The sequence below is a fragment of the Natronoarchaeum rubrum genome, from assembly GCF_024494695.1.
The window spans coordinates 1-15906 of the sequence record NZ_JANHDP010000008.1 but is presented as its reverse complement, the minus strand read 5'-3'; the positions used below and the strand labels follow the sequence as shown (position 1 = coordinate 15906).

Below are 15906 nucleotides of genomic sequence, written 5' to 3'. Positions count from 1 at the left end.
CCGACGTGACGTTCTCTCTCATGGGACTGGACGAGGACTCGCTGGAGTACCATCGGGAGGAGCCACCGGGGAAGATAGAGATCTCGACGACGAAGCCGACGAACACGCAGCGCGATCTGAGCCTGGCGTACTCGCCGGGCGTCGCGGCGCCGTGCCGCGAGATTCGCGACGACGCCGAGAAGGCCTACAGCTACACCTCCAAGGGGAACATGGTTGGCGTCGTCTCGAACGGATCGGCCGTGCTCGGACTGGGCGACATCGGCGCCGCGGCGTCGAAACCCGTCATGGAGGGCAAGGGCGTGCTGTTCAAGCGCTTCGCCGACATCGACGTGTTCGATCTGGAGTTCGACCACGACGATCCCGAGGCGTTCGTCGAGTCGATCGCGGCGCTGGAGCCGACGTTCGGCGGGGTCAACCTGGAGGACATCAGCGCGCCCGACTGCTTCGTGATCGAGGAGGAACTGCGCGAGCGCATGGACGTGCCGGTGTTCCACGACGACCAGCACGGCACCGCGATCATCAGCGGTGCGGCGCTTTTGAACGCCGCCGAGATTGCCGACAAGGAACTCTCGGAGCTGAAGATCGTGTTCTCGGGCGCCGGGGCGAGCGCCATCGCGACCGCGCGGTTCTACGTGTCGCTGGGCGCGAAACGGGAGAACATCATCATGTGTGACTCCTCGGGGATCCTCACCGACGAGCGCGCCCGCCACGGCGAACTCAACGAGTACAAACAGGAGTTCGCCCGCGACGTGCCCGAGGGCGATCTGGCGGACGCGATGGAGGGCGCCGACGTGTTCGTCGGGCTCTCGGTGGCCGACATCGTCGACGAGGAGATGGTGCGCTCGATGGCGGCGGACCCGATCATCTTCGCGATGGCCAACCCGGATCCCGAGATCGGCTACGAGGTAGCCAAGAACGCCCGCGACGACACGGTGATCATGGCGACCGGACGCTCCGACTACCCGAATCAGGTCAACAACGTGCTCGGGTTCCCCTTTATTTTCCGAGGTGCGCTCGACGTGCGCGCCAGCGAGATCAACGAGGCGATGAAAGTCGCCGCCGCCGAGGCGCTGGCCGAACTGGCCCGCCAGGACGTGCCGGACGCCGTCGTCAAGGCCTACGGCGACCAGCCTCTGCAGTTCGGTCCCGAGTACATCATTCCGAAGCCGTTGGACCCCCGCGTGCTGTTCGAGGTCGCGCCCGCCGTCGCGCAGGCCGCGATGGACAGCGGCGCCGCGCGGTCCGAGCTCGATACCGAGGACTACGTCGAGCGCCTCGAAGCCCGGCTGGGCAAGTCCCGCGAGATGATGCGCGTCGTGCTCAACAAGGCCAAGAGCGACCCCAAGCGCCTCGCGCTCGCGGAGGGCGGCGACGAGAAGATCATCCGCGCAGCCTACCAGATCCAGGAACAGGGGATCGCCGACCCGGTGCTGATCGGCGACGAGGCCGAGATCACCGAGACCGCGGCCGACCTCGGACTGGACTTCTCACCCGAGGTCGTCGATCCGACCGGCAACAACTACGAGGCCTACGCCGAGCGACTCTACGAGCGTCGCCAGCGCAAGGGGATCACCCGCAGCGAGGCGGGCGAACTGATCCACGACAGCAACTACTTCGCCTCGGTGATGGTCGAATCGGGCGACGCCGACGCGGTGCTCACCGGCCTCACCCACCACTACCCCTCCGCACTGCGGCCGCCGCTACAGGTGATCGGTACCGCCGAGGACGCCGACTACGCCGCCGGCGTCTACATGCTCACGTTCAAGAACCGCGTCCTGTTCGTCGCGGACGCGACGGTCAACCAGAACCCCGACGAGGACGTGTTAGAGGAGGTCACCCGCCACACCGCCGATCTCGCGCGGAGCTTCAACATCGAACCGCGCGCGGCGCTGCTGTCGTACTCGAACTTCGGCTCCGTATCCAACGAGGGCACCCGGAAGGTGCGCCGCGCCGCCGAGACGCTCCGGGAGGATCCCGCGGTCGATTTCCCCGTCGACGGCGAGATGCAGGCCGACACGGCCGTCGTCGAGGATCTCTTAGAGGGCACCTACGAGTTCTCCGAACTCGACGAGCCCGCAAACGTGCTCGTGTTCCCGAACCTCGAAGCGGGCAACATCAGCTACAAGCTGCTCCAACGACTGGGCGGCGCCGAGGCCATCGGCCCGATGCTCGTCGGGATGGACAAGCCGGTCCACGTCCTCCAGCGCGACGACGAGGTCAAAGACATCGTCAACATGGCCGGCGTTGCGGTCGTGGACGCCCAGCAGGAGTAGTCAATCGGTCAAAGCGTACGGCGGTGAAGCCGCCGTTCACTCGGATCGAACGGAGTCCTCGCGAGTGCACCGAACGAGGACGTTGGTAGACGAGCGGAGCGAGCGAACCCGAGGGAGAAAAAGGTCGCGTCTAGTCGCTCGCGTGTCGATCCGCGCGCGACGGCGGCGGGTACTGCTGCGCGCTGCTTTCGTTCGTGCCGGGCAGCACGCACCGCTCCGGCTCGCGGTTGACGTGGGCGTACTGGTCCGGAGCGTTCGCCAGCGGATGGGCCGGATTCTGTTCGCTGCGAATGCGAGCGGCCCGCACCGCCTCGAACCCCGAGAGCCGGGCGCGGACGCCGCGCCAATGGTTGGCGACGCCCGGCGGCGTCCGGAGCGGGTGTGGCGGCTTGCCGTCGGGGTGACGCCCCGCGAGCACGGCGGCGTTGACGTTCTCCGCGAGGTCATCGTGATCGACGAGGACGCCGACGCGCGCGTCAGCTGGCGCCCGAGCTGCCAACACGTCGAGGCCGAGATGCAGCGCCAGATACTCCGCGACGTTGTTGTCGGAGACGATGGCGGGAACGGAGAGGCGCGCGACGCGCCGTCCGTCCCGCGTTTCGATGACGGCACCGAGCCCGCCGGCGTCGTCGGATCGGAAGGAGCCGTCCGTCGCGACGTAGTAGTCCCGATGGTGCGTTTCGGGAGGATGAGCGATGTGCGGCGTGGGCGACTCGTCGAACAGGTCCCGCAAGCCGGACCGGCCGTGAGCGGCCATGTGAGCGAGTAGAGGACAGGTGAACTTAAATCTGCGGCCGCCATCGGTCGATTTTCCGACGTTCGCGGCCCGATCGTTCGGCTCCCCGGTTGAGCCCGCCACAGCGGCCGTGGTCGTCAGTTCGACGCCGTCGATCGACGACGCAGCCGCTGGTTCCGATTCGAAAGGACGTTGGTGGCCGCCCGTCGACAGGGTGCCGTGAGTGCCAGACGTAACGCCGTGTTGTTCGTCGCGCTGGCGGCCGTGTGGGGGTCCGCGTTCGTCGCGATCAAGGCCGGACTGGCGTACATCCCGCCCGTGCTGTTCGCCGCGCTCCGCTACGACGTCGCCGGCGTCCTGATGCTCGCGTACGCCGCCGTCTCGGTCGAGCAGTGGCGTCCGCGGACGGCCGGCCAGTGGCACCAGGTGTTGATCGGCTCCGTCCTGCTGATCGCGGCGTACCACGCGTTCCTGTTCGTCGGCGAGCAGCGCGTCACCAGCGCGACCGCCGCGGTCGTCGTCAGCCTCTCGCCCGTTCTCACGACCGGGTTCGCGCGGCTGCTGTTGCCCGACCAGTCGCTCTCCGCGATCGGCGGGATCGGACTGGCGCTGGGCTTTATCGGCGTGGTCGTCGTCGCTCGCCCCGAGCCCGGCGCGGTGCTTTCGACCGACGTCATCGCCGTCGGGCTGGTGTTCGCGGCGGCCGCGTCGTTCGCGCTGGGAAGCGTACTCTCCGAGCGCGTCGCGGCGTCGCTCCCGATCGAGACGATGGAGGCGTGGTCGATGCTCGGCGGCGCGGCGATCATGCACGCCGTCAGCTTCCTGCTCCCCGGCGAATCGATCGCCGACGTGACCTGGACCGTCGAGGCGCTGCTCGCGCTCGGCTACCTGTCGGTCGTCGCCAGCGCGCTCGGCTTTCTCGCGTACTTCGAGCTGCTGGACCGTCTGGGTGCCGTCGAGATCAATCTGGTGTCGTACGTCGCGCCGGCGTTCGCCGCAGTGGTCGGCTGGGCGCTGCTGGACGAAGTGATCGACGCGGGTACCGCCGTCGGATTCGTCGCGATCGTCGCGGGATTCGCGCTCGTCAAGCGCCGCGCGATCGCTGCGGAGCTGTCGTAGCAGCTACGGCGTTCGTTGGTCGGTACAATGAAAACGTCAGCGAGAGTGTGGGCGGGCGGGAGCGGAGACCGGCGTCCCGACGTGGTCAGTGCTGTCGGTGGGGGTAGCCGACGTACAGCGCGACGAGATTCAGCGCCAGCAGCGCGACGAACGTCATCGTCTCTTCGCTGCCGTTCAGTCCCGTCGCGAGCAGCGGGACGTGGAGGAACGGGAGGGCGACGGCCGTCCAGAATCCGAGCATCCGGACCGGCGTCATGACCGTTCCCGCGAGCCGGTCGTAGACCTGCTCGCTGAGCGATTGTCTGTCGGTCGCTTCGGCGGCGATCGTTCCTTGGTCGTTGTACGTGGAGGGACTGGACATGGATTTCCTCTGGGGCGCCTACTCCCACAGACAGGTGCCACCCCCTTATAGGGGTGACAGCGTTTCTTTTATTTCGGCTGGTTTCACTGGTACAAACCGCATTATCGACGTTTCACGAGCGATTCAGAGGCAAGTAAAAGTTTTAAAATACGGTATGAGATGGTAACTACGCGATACGCAACCGCAATAGATCCGGACCGCGAGGTGGTGCCAGCCGGTGCTGTGTGCCGACTGTTTGGTGCCGTCTAAGTCGATGGGTGGTCCCAGAGCGTCGCGGTCGCCCGTGCTACTCGTCGTTCCCGCCCGCCGGCCGAATCTCGATATCGCTCCTGGCCGAGTGGTCGCGCACCGCGATCACCTGCCGATAGATGCCCGGTTCCGCGTCTGTCGGGACGTCAAACCTGACCGTCTCGGACTGGCCGGGGCCGAGGGCGACGGAGTCCGTTGCGACGACCGCCCCGTCGAACCGATAGGTGACTCGGGCGGTCCCCATGTCGCTGCCGACGTTCTTGACGGCCGCCCGAATCGTCGCGTTCGCGTTCCGGTCGGCGGCGTCCGGCGACTCGACGTTCCGGACCCGGTAGGACGTGTCCCTGACCGAGACGGTCAACTCGTCGGCGGGGAACCAGTGCGTGGACGTGTTCGCGCGCCTCGCGACGACCGGCACCTCGCCGGCCTCGGTGAATCGAACGGTCGCCTCTCCCTGTCGATCGAGCCAGAGCGTCCGATTGCCGACCGTCAGCTGTCCGGTCAGCGGCGCGCCGGTGTCGGCCCGTTCGGCGCTAAAACGGACGGCATCGCCCGGTTCGACGTCCGTCCGGTTGGCCGACAGCGACACCGGCGCCGCGTACCGGCTGACCTCCAGCGTCTCCTCGACCGCCACGAACGTCTCGCTGTTGGTGTCGGTCCTCGTCGCCCGGAGGTCGTAGCTGCCCGCGCGGTCGCGGCTCACCGTCACCGTTCCGCCGACCGTGCGCGTCGTCCGGTCGTCGACGGTCACGGTCCCCTCGACCGTCTCGCCCGTGTCGGTCCGGAACAGCGTCAACGCTACCGTCTCCCCGGGCCGCACGGCGGACCTGTTCCTGGAGAGGGCGAGTCGCACCCGTCGGGGTGACGCCCTGACGGTCACGGTGTCCGAGACGTACCGTTGCGTGGCCGTCTGTTTGCGGCTCGCGGTCACGTCGAAGCTGTCCGCCCGCGGGATGCTGGCGACCGCGCGCCCCCGATCGTCGGTCGCGTACGATTCGTCCGCGACGGACACCGTGGCGCTCACGGCGTCGCCGGTGTCGGCCCGGCGGACGGTGAACGCGACGTCGTCGCCCGCCGTGACCGTCGTCCTGTTGGCCGTCACCGCGAGCGCGATCTCGTAGCGCTCGACGGAGATGATCGTCCCGTCGGCGACGTACCGGACCGCTTCAGTGTTGGATTTGCTCGCCGTCGCGGTGTAGCTGCCCCCCGCCTCGAACGTCACCGTCGCTCGGCCCCGGTCGTCGACCGAGTGTTTCGTTCCGTCCACCGCGATCGACGCGCCGGACGCCGGCGTCCCGTTCTCGTAGGTCGCCGTGAACCGGACCGACTCGCCGGGACGGAGCGTCGTCCGGTTCGCCGCCATCGAGATGCGGACCTCCTCGAGCGCGTCGTCCTCGACGTCCTGGAACGGGAACACCGTTCCGCCGCCGCCGTCGCCGCCGACGATCGGCGTCGAGCCAACGCCCGCGATCGCGATCGCGAGCGTCCCGAACACGATGACGGCGATCCCGATCACCTTCGGATCCTTGCGGGGATCGTAGTTCCGGGACCCGTCGCTGCTCGCGGTCGGGCCGGAGTGGTGCGGCGGTCGGGATGTGGTCGGCGTCACGATACGTTGCCTCGCTGGAACGTCGTATGCAGGCCCGCGTAATATGCGTTCGCCTGCGTGCTGGGGGTTGATGCGCCGGCCAAACTATAATGCGTCTCCCTTCGTATCCGACAACTCATGCCCGAGGACTCCGACGATCCGAAAGACCCGGACGACGACGCGTCCGTGCTCACGCCCGAGGAGCTACGCCTCGACGACGAGCAGGAGGACGCCGTCCGCAAGATCGGCGAGAACCGATACGTGATCCGACCGAACGAGGACGGCTCGGACGACGGTGTCGATCCGGAGGCGGCGGATTCGGGGCCGCTCGCTGACCCTACGGGACGGGATGCCGCGACCCCCGATTCGGCGTCGCCTCGGCAGGACGCTGGAGAGCAGCGCTCTCCAAGCCCTGCCTCGACTACGTCTCGGCGGGACACCGAATCACATAGTGATTCGAGCCCTCGCTCGACGATATCTCCCGAGGACGCCGGAGGACGCATCGCGTCCTCCGAGCCTTCGGACGCGTCAGCGCCCGAAGACGGCGACGAGCACAACTCGTCGCCCGATTCGACGACGCGGTCCGACGCCGACGCTCGATCGGGCCCGAACGTCGACGTCGAGGCGAGGGCGCTCGCGCTCGAACACACCGCCGGAGAGTTCGGCATCGACGCCGTGGTCGACACCGGCGACGGCATCGCGGAGCGTCGACTCGTGGCGGACGATCGGGTCGCCGTCTTCGAGGAGTTCCTCCGCTGGTACGCCCGCCAGATCGATCCCGACGCCTCGCCGGCGACGACGATCTCGGCGCTGCTGGCGGAGGCAGATCTCCGCGAGTAGCGACGCTCGAACCGGTCGAATCTCTACGCTTCCTCGGGTCCCGTTTCGTCTCCCGTTCGATGCGAACGTTCGGTACTTCATCGTCCTCGGACGCCTTCACCGACGCTCTCGGGCGATCACGCCGAGTCACTTGTCACCATGTGTCACGAAGATTCGGCTGCCCTCGGTACGTGCTTCTTGGTTGCCTCTTTAGTTAGGTACGTGATTTATCCCCGGTGATACGGTATCAGCGTTCAGCTTTAGATGGGCGATTCATGAACATTGGAACGATCCTCGACGAACTCGGGTTGGACGCGCTCGCACCGGGCGACACAGATCGCCCCGACGCCGGACCGGACGGTCCGCTTCAGGACGATGATGAGTCCGACGAAGAGGAGTCGTCCGAGGCGGAGGGAGAGACCGAGGAATCCACCTCCGACGACGGTGGCAGTTCCGGTGGCGGGCTGTTCGGCGGTCGGTCGAACGACGACGACGAAGACGACGAGCTGGTCGAACGGATCAACGACTTCGAGTACGAGCTCTCGGAGATCCGCAACGACGTCGAGCAGAACCAGGCGTCGATCGAGGGCGTCGAGAGCGAACAGCTCGACATCAACGAACGGATGGACCAGATCGAGGAGCACAACGCGACGCTGCTTGGCGTCTACGATCAACTCACCGAGGGCGTCAACCCGTTCGCCCGGGACTGGGAGCGGTCCGAGGAACGACGGGACACCGGCGAGTCGACGTACGGCGTCATCCCCGAGGACGGATCGGACAGTGCTCGGGACGAGAACCTCGAACGCAACGGCGGCGGACACTCCGCGGCTGCACGCCGAACCGAGTCCGACGATCACGGATCGTCCGAGAGCGACGACCAGCCGGCGGCCGCCGAGCCCGACCCGCCGGCTCGCGAGGAACCGAGTTCGACGCCGGTGCCCGAGTCGCCGCCCTCGGGGACGGCTCCTCCCGAAAACGGCCCCTACCTGACCGAGTTCGCGGACACGTACGCCACGGACGTGCTCGTCATGGAGTGGCTCGCGATGCTGATCGACGCGGCCGGCGAGGAGGGGGCGCTCAAGGCGCTCGACCACTACGACCGCATCGACTGGGTGAGCGAGTCGATCCGTCGGGAGCTGGAAGTCGTGCTGAGCGGTGCGTGGAGCGAGTCCGACTCGGCGCCCCGCAACGATCTCAACACCGACGTCCACGATCGAAGCTTCCGGTTCATCGCCCGACTCTCCCAGCAGGCCCAGCTCGCCAGAACCGACGGGCCGAGGTGATCTCGGATGGGGTTCAGCACCAGCGCCGCCGTCGCAGTCCTCTCGATCGGATTCCTGATCAGCGTGGGGTTGCTGTATCCCGCGGTCGAACAGTCCGTCCAAGACGTCTCGGAGGCGACCGATACTCGCGAGGACCGGATGCTCGACACGCGCAACAGCGAGATCGTCCTCCACGAGGCGACGTACAATTCGACGACCGACGTCCTCGACGTCACCGTCAACAACACCGGAACCGTCACGATGGACGTCGAGGCGACCGACCTGCTCGTCGACGGCGTCATCGCGACGAACCGGTCGACGTACGTCGACGACGTCGCCGACCGCGAGCTCTGGGTCGCCGGCGAACAGCTGCGAATCGAGGGCCGCGACGTGACGACGACGCCCGAGCGTGTCGTCGTCGTGACCGGCACCGGGATCGAACGCTCGACGACCGATATCACGGTGGTGAGCTAGATGGCGAGCGTCTCCGTGTCGCACCTGATCATCTTCATCGCGGCACTGACGGTGTCAGTCGGCGTCGCGACGACGCTGACGGTCAACGTCCAGAGCATGACGGTCTCGATGGACGAGCGCGGCGAGAGCGTCGCCAAGGACATCGAGACCGACGTGACGATCATCAGCGACCCGGGCAGTCCGGCGTCGATCTACGACGCGAACAACGAGAGCGTGACGCTGCTGGTGAAAAACACCGGCAACAGGGCCATCGAGGTCGGCACCGATCCGCCCGACGTGCTGCTCGACGGGCGATACCAGCCCGCACCGACCGTCACGGTCGTCGGCGACGACGAGTCCTCGACCTGGGACGAGGGCGACGTGCTCCGCATCGTCGTCTCCGAGCGCCTGACCGACGGCGAGCACCGCGCGACCGTCCGCATCAACTCGGCCGAAGATACCATACGATTCCGCGTTAACTGACCTGACTATGCCCGATCTTTACAATCTCGGACTCGAGGAACGCGACCGGGTGAACCCGTCGCTCGGCGGCGGGCTTCCCGAGGGGAGCATCGTACTGCTTGAGGGCCAACACGGCGCCGGCAAGAGCGTCATCACCCAGCGTTTCTGTTACGGCCTCTGCGAGACGGGCACCAACGTGACCTACGTCTCCGCCGAGCTCACGGCCGGCGGACTGATCAAGCAGATGGGATCGATGGAGTACGACGTCGTCGACCACCTGCTGCGCGAGCAGCTCCTCTTTCTCCACGCCGACGTCGACACCAAAGACACGATCAACGGCGACGACCCCGAGGAGACCGAGGGCCGGGAGCTACTCACGCAGCTCATGCGCGCGGAGGTGATGTGGCGCAGCGACGTGATCATCTTCGACGGGTTCGACTCGATCCTCCTGCACGATCCCCACTACGAAGCGATCAGCGAGCACGACGACGCCGACGACATCATGCAGAACCTCATCACGTTCTTCCGGCAGATCGTCGGACAGGACAAGACCGTCGTGCTGACGGTCAACCCCGACTCGCTGCCGAAGAACGCCTTGCGCCCGCTTCGGGACGTCTCGGACGTCTATCTCTCGCTGGAGATGGAGGCGATCGGCAACGAGGTCCGCCGGAAGATGGTCGTCAAGAAGTTCGCGGGGATGGGCAATCAGGTCGACGACAACATCGGCTTCGCCGTCCAGTCCGGCCGCGGGCTGACGATCGTGACCAGGACGGTGGCCTGACCGATGACGGAACTGGGCACCCCGCAACTGACCGGCGAACTCGCCGAGCTGGCGAACCAGCACGACCACCTGCGAACGCACCTCGAAGCGAAGCGCGAGGAGCACGGCGAGTATCCCGCGTACACCGACGAGCTGGAGGACCGTCACGAGGTGGCGCGCCCGAACGTCGTCTACCCGACCCGAGACGAACACCCCGTGTTCTGTCACGTTCACGGCGACGTCGGGTCCTCGACGACCTACTACGTCGTCGAACCGACGCTCGACGCCGAGGAGAAGGCGACGTTCAAGGACGTGCGACAGCGAATCCTCGAAAAGAGCGTCAACAAGCCCGCACCGAGCGACGATCAGGAGTTCGTCGACCACATCGACGAGCTGCTCGGCGGCGTCACCCACGTCGGCGGGACGGCGTCGGGCGTGCTCCAGCAGGTGCTGGGCACCCGGATCTCGCTGTCGCGCCAGACCTACCACCGGATCCGCTATCGCCTCCAGCGCGACATCGTCGGGCTCGGCCCACTGAACCCGGTGATGCAGGACCCGCAGAACGAGGACATCCACGTCATCGGCCCCCACCAGTGCTACGTCGACCACGGCACGTACGGCATGCTGCCTACCACCGTGGACTTCGGCACGCCCGCCGAGTTCGAGAACTGGATCCGCAACATGGGCGAGCGGATGGACACGCCGGTCAGCGACTCGAACCCGATCATCGACTCGACGCTGCCCGACGGGTCGCGTATCAACATCATCTACTCCGACGACGTCTCCGTCCAGGGTCCCTCGCTGACGATCCGTCAGGGCGACGAGGTGCCGCTCTCGGTGTTCCAGATCACCAAGTGGGGAACCCTGTCGCCGAAGCTCGCGGCGTACCTCTGGCTCTGTCTGGAGAACGAACAGACCGTGTTCGTCGTCGGCGAGACGGCGTCGGGCAAGACCACGACGCTGAACGCCATCACCTCGTTCATCCCCCGGGACTCGAAGATCTACACCGCTGAGGACACCGCGGAGGTGCTGCCGCCGCACGACACCTGGCAGCAACTCCTGACCCGCGAGGGACAGGGCGACGACGAGAGTTCCGACATCGACCTGTTCGACCTCGTCGCCGCCGCGCTCCGTTCGCGTCCCGACTACATCATCGTCGGCGAGGTCCGCGGGGCCGAGGGACAGATGGCGTTCCAGGCCGCCCAGACGGGCCACCCCGTCATGCTGACGTTCCACGCCTCCGACATCGTCTCGATGATCCAGCGCTTTACCGGGGAGCCGATCAACGTCCCCGAGACGTTCATGGACAACTGCGACGTGGCGCTGTTCCAGAACCGCGTCAAGCAGGGCGATCGCGTCCTGCGGCGCGTGACGAGCGTCCAGGAGATCGAGGGCTACTCGAAGGTCGACGACGGCGTCATCACTCAGCAGGCGTTCAAGTGGGATCCCCAGGACGACGACATCGTGTTCACGGGGATGAACAACTCCCACGTGCTGGAAAACCAGATCGCGGAACTGCTGGGCTACGAGAACACCCGCGACATCTACGACGAGCTCGAACGGCGCGCCCAGATCATCGAGCGACTCATCGAGGCCGACGTGCTGGGGTACGACGAGGTCAACGACGCCATTCAGGTGTTCCAGCGCGACGGCGTCGAGTCGCTGCCGATCGACATCACGGGGCTGCCCTCGTCGCCCCAGCCGACGGTCTGACGTGATGTCCGTCCGCCTCCCAGACCGCGGCTTTTCCCCGACACCGCCCGACGGCTGGGGGTTAACGTTTCGTACCTCCAGCGCAACCACCAGAGCGAACGACTGACTCCACACATGGCGACCAGCTCCGACGCGGCGACGACCGACTCGGCCCGAAGAGACGAGGGTGAGTCAGTCGACGTCAAGGAGGCGATCAGGTCGCTGCTGCTCGCCTACGAGCAGATGGACATGTCGATCCGGCGGTACCTCCTTGCGGTGCTGTTCCCGTCGATACTGGGCGCGTTCGGCGTGATGTTGCTGCCCTTCTTCCTGCCGATCCCCGGCGTCGCGACGGGACCGGTCGTGATGCTCGCGCTGCTGTTGCCGTTCGTGGCGGTCGTCTACCCCAAGCTGATGCAGGACCGCAAGCAACAGCAGGTCCGCGAGCGATTCCACCTCTTCATCACCCACATCACGGTGCTGTCGACGACGAACATCGACCGCGTGGAAGTGTTCCGAACGCTCTCGAAGGAAGACGAGTACGAGGCGATCGCGACGGAGATGGGCCACATCGTCGCGCTGATCGACACCTGGAATCAGAGCCTCGACGACGCCTGTCGGTTCCGCGCCAGGCGCGTCGCCAGCCCGCTCATGGAGGACTTCCTCGAACGGCTGGCGTACACGGTCGGCGCGGGCCAGCCGATGTCGGAGTTCCTGCTGTCCGAGCAGGACAACATCCTCCGGAACTTCAAAACGCGCTACGAGAACCAGCTCGACCGCCTGAGCGTCATGAAGGACGTCTACCTCTCGGTGATCAACTCGACGACGTTCGGGCTCGTGTTCGCGATCCTCCTGCCGTTCCTGATCGGCGTCGATCCGATGATCGCGCTGTCGGGCGTGATCACGCTGTATTTCTTCGTCCAACTGGCGTTCCTGTACGTGATGAACAACATCGCTCCCCAGGACCCCATCTGGAGCCACGCGGAGGGGATCGCATTGGAGCGCAACGTCCGCCTGCGAATCGCGCTGATCGTCGGGACCGGCCTGTGCCTGCTGCTCGCCGCGGTCACGTACCTCGCGCTGGACGGGATTATCCCCCGCGCCGGCCTGCCCGACGCCATCTGGATGGCGGTCCCCTTTACGCCGCTGTTGATTCCCGGCCTCGTCATCCGGCGCGAGGAGGCCCGCGTCAAGGGCCGTGACTCCGAGTTCCCCTCCTTCATTCGTGCGCTCGGCGCGGTCGAGAGCGTCAAGCAGAGTTCCTCGTCGTCGGTGCTGTCGAGTCTCCGCCGGAAGGACTTCGGCGCCCTGACCGACAACGTCGACGACCTGTACAAGCGCCTCGCGATGCAGATCAACTCGACGCTGGCCTGGCGCTACTTCGCCGCCGAGACCGGCTCCTACCTGATCCAGAAGTTCAGCGACATGTACGTCGTCGGCCGCCGGATGGGCGGTGAGCCCCGCCAACTGGGCAACCTCATCGAGAAGAACTTCACGGAGGTGCTGAACCTCCGGCAGATGCGAACCCAGGAGACCGGCACGATCATCGGCGTCATCTACGGCATCACCGCGACCAGCACGTTCTCCTTTTTCGTCGGCCTGGAGATCGTCGAACTGCTCACGGACATCACCGCCGAGATGGATCTCGCCCAGACCGGGATGGGAGCGCTGCTCCACCCTGAAGTGTACGACGTTCCGGAGATCCGATTTTACCTCTTCGTCGCGGTGTTGCTCAACGCGTTCCTCTCGTCGATGATGATCCGGATCGTCGACCGGGGCCACTCGCTCAACGCGCTGACGCATTTCGTCGCGATGGTCTGGATGAGCGGCATCATCGCGTGGGTCACGACGTTCCTGATGAACTCGATCATCTCGATCTGACCGGGTCGCCCCCGGACGACCAGTTCGATGTACCGACCGCTGCAGTCGCTACCAGCGGTAGGAAATGGAGAGAAGCGCGATCACTCGTCGGCGTCGTGGTGTTCGTGACAGTACTCGCTGTCGCCGAGCGCGGGTCGCGTGCACGGCTCGCCGCCCTCGGTCGTCGCAGCGCACTGGTTCTCCTTCGGGACGCCGCCGTTGTCGGCGCTCCCGCCGCCGATGCCCGTCGCGGCACCCATCGCTTCGTCGCCGAGGCGCAGCGTCGTGAGATCGCGCTCGATGCTGTCGCCGGCGATCGCTGCGACGAACTCCAGCGAACGCGCGTGGCGCTCGTACGGCGTGTCTCGGAGCGACTCCACGCTGGTCTCGCGGTCGATAGCGTCTTCCTCCTCGGTGAGTTCGTCGACCGAGAGCCCGCGTACGTAGTCGACCATCGTGTGGTACACGTCCTGACTGATCCAGCTCACGTCGCGGTAGTACCGCAGCGCGCGGATCGCGCCGCTTGATCCGAAGGCGCTTCCGAGATAGCGCGCCCACGCCATCGCGGTGACCTGTTCCGCGGCCGTGCCGTCGAGACTCTCCAGATGCGGGCCGTCGGCCCGGGCGCCGGAGCTAGGATGGTGCTTGCTCATTCGACGTTCTTGGGCGCACACATTATCCGAACTGGTTTATTACTTTTTGACAACTATTCGTAACGATCGCGGGATAACGTCGATACTGGTACTTGCTCACTCGCGGGGAAGAACGTACAGAAGAGGACCTCTGTCGGCTTTCTTGGCACTCGCCCTAATTAGATAGGGCCGACTGCAGTAGCGGTCCTACGTTCGTAGGCTGCACGCTTTTTTCATATACCTAGTAACTGGACTCCAACGGCTGCCAAGAGAGCAGCCGGATAATCAACGCGAGGATACACAGCATGGACATCACAATTCCAGACCTTTCGAGAGATGCCGACCGCGGTCAGGTCGGGATCGAGACCCTGATCATCTTCATCGCGATGATCCTGGTCGCCGCGATCGCAGCGAGCGTACTGATCAACACCGCCGGCTACCTCCAAAACCAGGCGTCTGCGACGAGCGAAGACTCCGAGGCACAGGTGTCGAACCAAGTGCTCGTCATCAGTTCCATCGGCGAGATTTCGACGGAAACTGAAGAGAGCACAGGGACCCCGTCGTTTACCTACGATAACTCTGCAAACGTTCTTACGTATGATGACACTAATAGCCAAACATTCTGGTCCGGGAACGGCACCATAACTATCACGGAAACTGACGACTCAGAGTCGACTGATTACGTCACTGTCTGGACTGACGAACAGGACACCATTGAACCGGGCGATACGATTGATCTCAATGATGCTATCGACACGAGTGGTGCAGACACTGTCAGTGTCGAATGGAATCCCGACAATGATACTGCAGTGAGTAGTACCATGTCTGATGGCACGTCCGTCGATCTGGCTACTAATTTGGTTGTTAAGGAACCGCTCCGCAACCAGATCGGCAGGATCAACATGACGGTGATGCAGTCGCCGGGCGCCAACGAGATCGACCTCGAAGGCGCGTCCGTCGAGTACATCGGCCCCGACGGCGAGGCCACGCTCGGCTACTCTGAGTCCATCGAGGTGGGCTCGTTCGCAGTCGAAGGTACGACCGACCCCGACAACACCGTGCCTGTTCTGACCGACCGGCAGGACCGCTTCACCATCACGGTTGACCTCGCTGACGAAAGCGACAATGACCTCCGAGATCTGGAGGAAGGAGAAGAAGCAACAGTCCGGATTGTCACCCAGTCCGGCAGCCAGGCCGTCACCGTCGTCAACGTCCCGCAGTCGTTGAGTTCCTACAACGACGAGGACGCGGTCGAACTGTAAGCGACGCGGCGACGCGCACAATGCGACCTTTCTTTTGCACCTGACTCAGCAATAGCACGCGTTTGGCGTCGAATAGCTGTCTATGCCCCAGATTCTAGCCACCATCAGTTGTTGCCTAATCATAGAGGGGCTATCGGACTATCTGCCCTGTACTGGTAGGTGCTATCCTTTTTTCATATACGTTGTAACGAAGATGCAACGACCGCCGGAACGGTGGTCGGACAACAATCACGAGGATACACAGCATGGATGTTACACTTCCAGACTTTTCGAGAGATACCGACCGCGGGCAGGTCGGGATCGAGACCCTGATCATCTTCATCGCGATGATCCTGGTCGCCGCGATCGCAGCGAGCGTACTGATCAACACCGCGGGCT

At 65.2% G+C, this 15906-nt stretch carries 15 protein-coding genes; 11 read left to right on the top strand and 4 right to left on the bottom strand.

Annotated features, from left to right (window positions below):
- Window positions 1-20 precede the first annotated feature (20 nt).
- A complete protein-coding gene (locus NO931_RS18145) occupies window positions 21-2273 on the top strand; it encodes an NADP-dependent malic enzyme (protein ID WP_256393779.1) in 2253 nt (750 codons plus the stop codon).
- A 130-nt stretch (window positions 2274-2403) separates the two neighbouring features.
- Here the strand turns inward: NO931_RS18145 and NO931_RS18140 are convergent, their stop codons facing one another.
- Window positions 2404-3030, bottom strand: a complete 627-nt coding sequence (locus NO931_RS18140) for a ribonuclease H family protein (RefSeq protein ID WP_256393778.1) — start codon at window positions 3028-3030, stop codon at window positions 2404-2406.
- A gap of 198 nt (window positions 3031-3228) precedes the next feature.
- Here NO931_RS18140 and NO931_RS18135 point away from each other — a divergent pair, with 198 nt between their 5' ends.
- Window positions 3229-4128 (top strand): DMT family transporter, encoded by a 900-nt coding sequence (locus NO931_RS18135; RefSeq protein ID WP_256393777.1) that lies wholly within the window; start codon window positions 3229-3231, stop codon window positions 4126-4128.
- Between the two features lie 85 nt (window positions 4129-4213).
- Here NO931_RS18135 and NO931_RS18130 read toward each other — a convergent pair whose 3' ends face one another.
- Complete coding sequence (locus NO931_RS18130) at window positions 4214-4489, bottom strand: DUF8028 family protein (protein ID WP_256393776.1); 276 nt, start codon at window positions 4487-4489, stop codon at window positions 4214-4216.
- A 286-nt stretch (window positions 4490-4775) separates the two neighbouring features.
- A complete protein-coding gene (locus NO931_RS18125) occupies window positions 4776-6347 on the bottom strand; it encodes a CARDB domain-containing protein (protein WP_256393775.1) in 1572 nt (523 codons plus the stop codon).
- A gap of 117 nt (window positions 6348-6464) precedes the next feature.
- Here NO931_RS18125 and NO931_RS18120 point away from each other — a divergent pair, with 117 nt between their 5' ends.
- The 7 genes from NO931_RS18120 to arlJ all read left to right on the top strand — a co-directional run bounded on the left by NO931_RS18120 (window position 6465) and on the right by arlJ (window position 13655).
- Entirely contained in the window at window positions 6465-7166 is a 702-nt protein-coding gene (locus NO931_RS18120; RefSeq protein WP_256393774.1) for a DUF7500 family protein, read from the top strand.
- A 254-nt stretch (window positions 7167-7420) separates the two neighbouring features.
- Window positions 7421-8428 carry a FlaD/FlaE family flagellar protein gene (locus NO931_RS18115; RefSeq protein ID WP_256393773.1) on the top strand — a complete coding sequence of 336 codons (1008 nt, stop codon included), beginning with the start codon at window positions 7421-7423 and terminating at the stop codon, window positions 8426-8428.
- 6 nt (window positions 8429-8434) lie between these two features.
- A complete protein-coding gene (gene arlF, locus NO931_RS18110; RefSeq protein ID WP_256393772.1) occupies window positions 8435-8881 on the top strand; it encodes an archaellum stator protein ArlF in 447 nt (148 codons plus the stop codon).
- Complete coding sequence (arlG, locus tag NO931_RS18105; RefSeq protein ID WP_256393771.1) at window positions 8882-9343, top strand: archaellum stator protein ArlG; 462 nt, start codon at window positions 8882-8884, stop codon at window positions 9341-9343. It abuts the gene before it with no gap.
- Between the two features lie 7 nt (window positions 9344-9350).
- On the top strand, window positions 9351-10103 hold the full coding sequence (arlH, locus tag NO931_RS18100; RefSeq protein WP_256393770.1) for an archaellum protein ArlH: 753 nt from the start codon (window positions 9351-9353) through the stop codon (window positions 10101-10103).
- 3 nt (window positions 10104-10106) lie between these two features.
- Entirely contained in the window at window positions 10107-11795 is a 1689-nt protein-coding gene (gene flaI, locus NO931_RS18095) for an archaellum flagellar ATPase motor FlaI (RefSeq protein WP_256393769.1), read from the top strand.
- 114 nt (window positions 11796-11909) lie between these two features.
- Window positions 11910-13655: an archaellar assembly protein ArlJ/FlaJ gene (arlJ, locus tag NO931_RS18090; protein WP_256393768.1), complete on the top strand. Its 1746-nt coding sequence runs from the start codon at window positions 11910-11912 to the stop codon at window positions 13653-13655.
- Between the two features lie 80 nt (window positions 13656-13735).
- On the opposite strand, the gene NO931_RS18085 is transcribed toward arlJ, so the two are convergent.
- Window positions 13736-14287: a FlaD/FlaE family flagellar protein gene (locus NO931_RS18085; RefSeq protein ID WP_256393767.1), complete on the bottom strand. Its 552-nt coding sequence runs from the start codon at window positions 14285-14287 to the stop codon at window positions 13736-13738.
- Window positions 14288-14571: 284 nt separating this feature from the next.
- On the opposite strand from NO931_RS18085, the gene NO931_RS20775 reads away from it, so the two are divergent.
- Window positions 14572-15528, top strand: coding sequence for an archaellin family protein (locus NO931_RS20775; protein WP_310737331.1), 957 nt, complete (start codon window positions 14572-14574; stop codon window positions 15526-15528).
- Window positions 15529-15773: 245 nt separating this feature from the next.
- Window positions 15774-15906, top strand: a 133-nt coding sequence (locus NO931_RS18070; RefSeq protein WP_310737333.1) for an archaellin family protein, incomplete at its 3' end; no start/stop codon positions are given.

What these genes read in the sequence shown, in the direction of transcription:
- NO931_RS18145 (WP_256393779.1), top strand. Translation starts at nt 21, where the DNA reads ATGGGACTGGACGAGGACTCGCTGGAGTACCATCGGGAGGAGCCACCG.
- NO931_RS18140 (WP_256393778.1), bottom strand. Translation starts at nt 3,030, where the DNA reads ATGGCCGCTCACGGCCGGTCCGGCTTGCGGGACCTGTTCGACGAGTCG.
- NO931_RS18130 (WP_256393776.1), bottom strand. Translation starts at nt 4,489, where the DNA reads ATGTCCAGTCCCTCCACGTACAACGACCAAGGAACGATCGCCGCCGAA.
- NO931_RS18120 (WP_256393774.1), top strand. Translation starts at nt 6,465, where the DNA reads ATGCCCGAGGACTCCGACGATCCGAAAGACCCGGACGACGACGCGTCC.
- NO931_RS18115 (WP_256393773.1), top strand. Translation starts at nt 7,421, where the DNA reads ATGAACATTGGAACGATCCTCGACGAACTCGGGTTGGACGCGCTCGCA.
- arlF (WP_256393772.1), top strand. Translation starts at nt 8,435, where the DNA reads ATGGGGTTCAGCACCAGCGCCGCCGTCGCAGTCCTCTCGATCGGATTC.
- arlG (WP_256393771.1), top strand. Translation starts at nt 8,882, where the DNA reads ATGGCGAGCGTCTCCGTGTCGCACCTGATCATCTTCATCGCGGCACTG.
- arlH (WP_256393770.1), top strand. Translation starts at nt 9,351, where the DNA reads ATGCCCGATCTTTACAATCTCGGACTCGAGGAACGCGACCGGGTGAAC.
- flaI (WP_256393769.1), top strand. Translation starts at nt 10,107, where the DNA reads ATGACGGAACTGGGCACCCCGCAACTGACCGGCGAACTCGCCGAGCTG.
- arlJ (WP_256393768.1), top strand. Translation starts at nt 11,910, where the DNA reads ATGGCGACCAGCTCCGACGCGGCGACGACCGACTCGGCCCGAAGAGAC.
- NO931_RS18085 (WP_256393767.1), bottom strand. Translation starts at nt 14,287, where the DNA reads ATGAGCAAGCACCATCCTAGCTCCGGCGCCCGGGCCGACGGCCCGCAT.
- NO931_RS20775 (WP_310737331.1), top strand. Translation starts at nt 14,572, where the DNA reads ATGGACATCACAATTCCAGACCTTTCGAGAGATGCCGACCGCGGTCAG.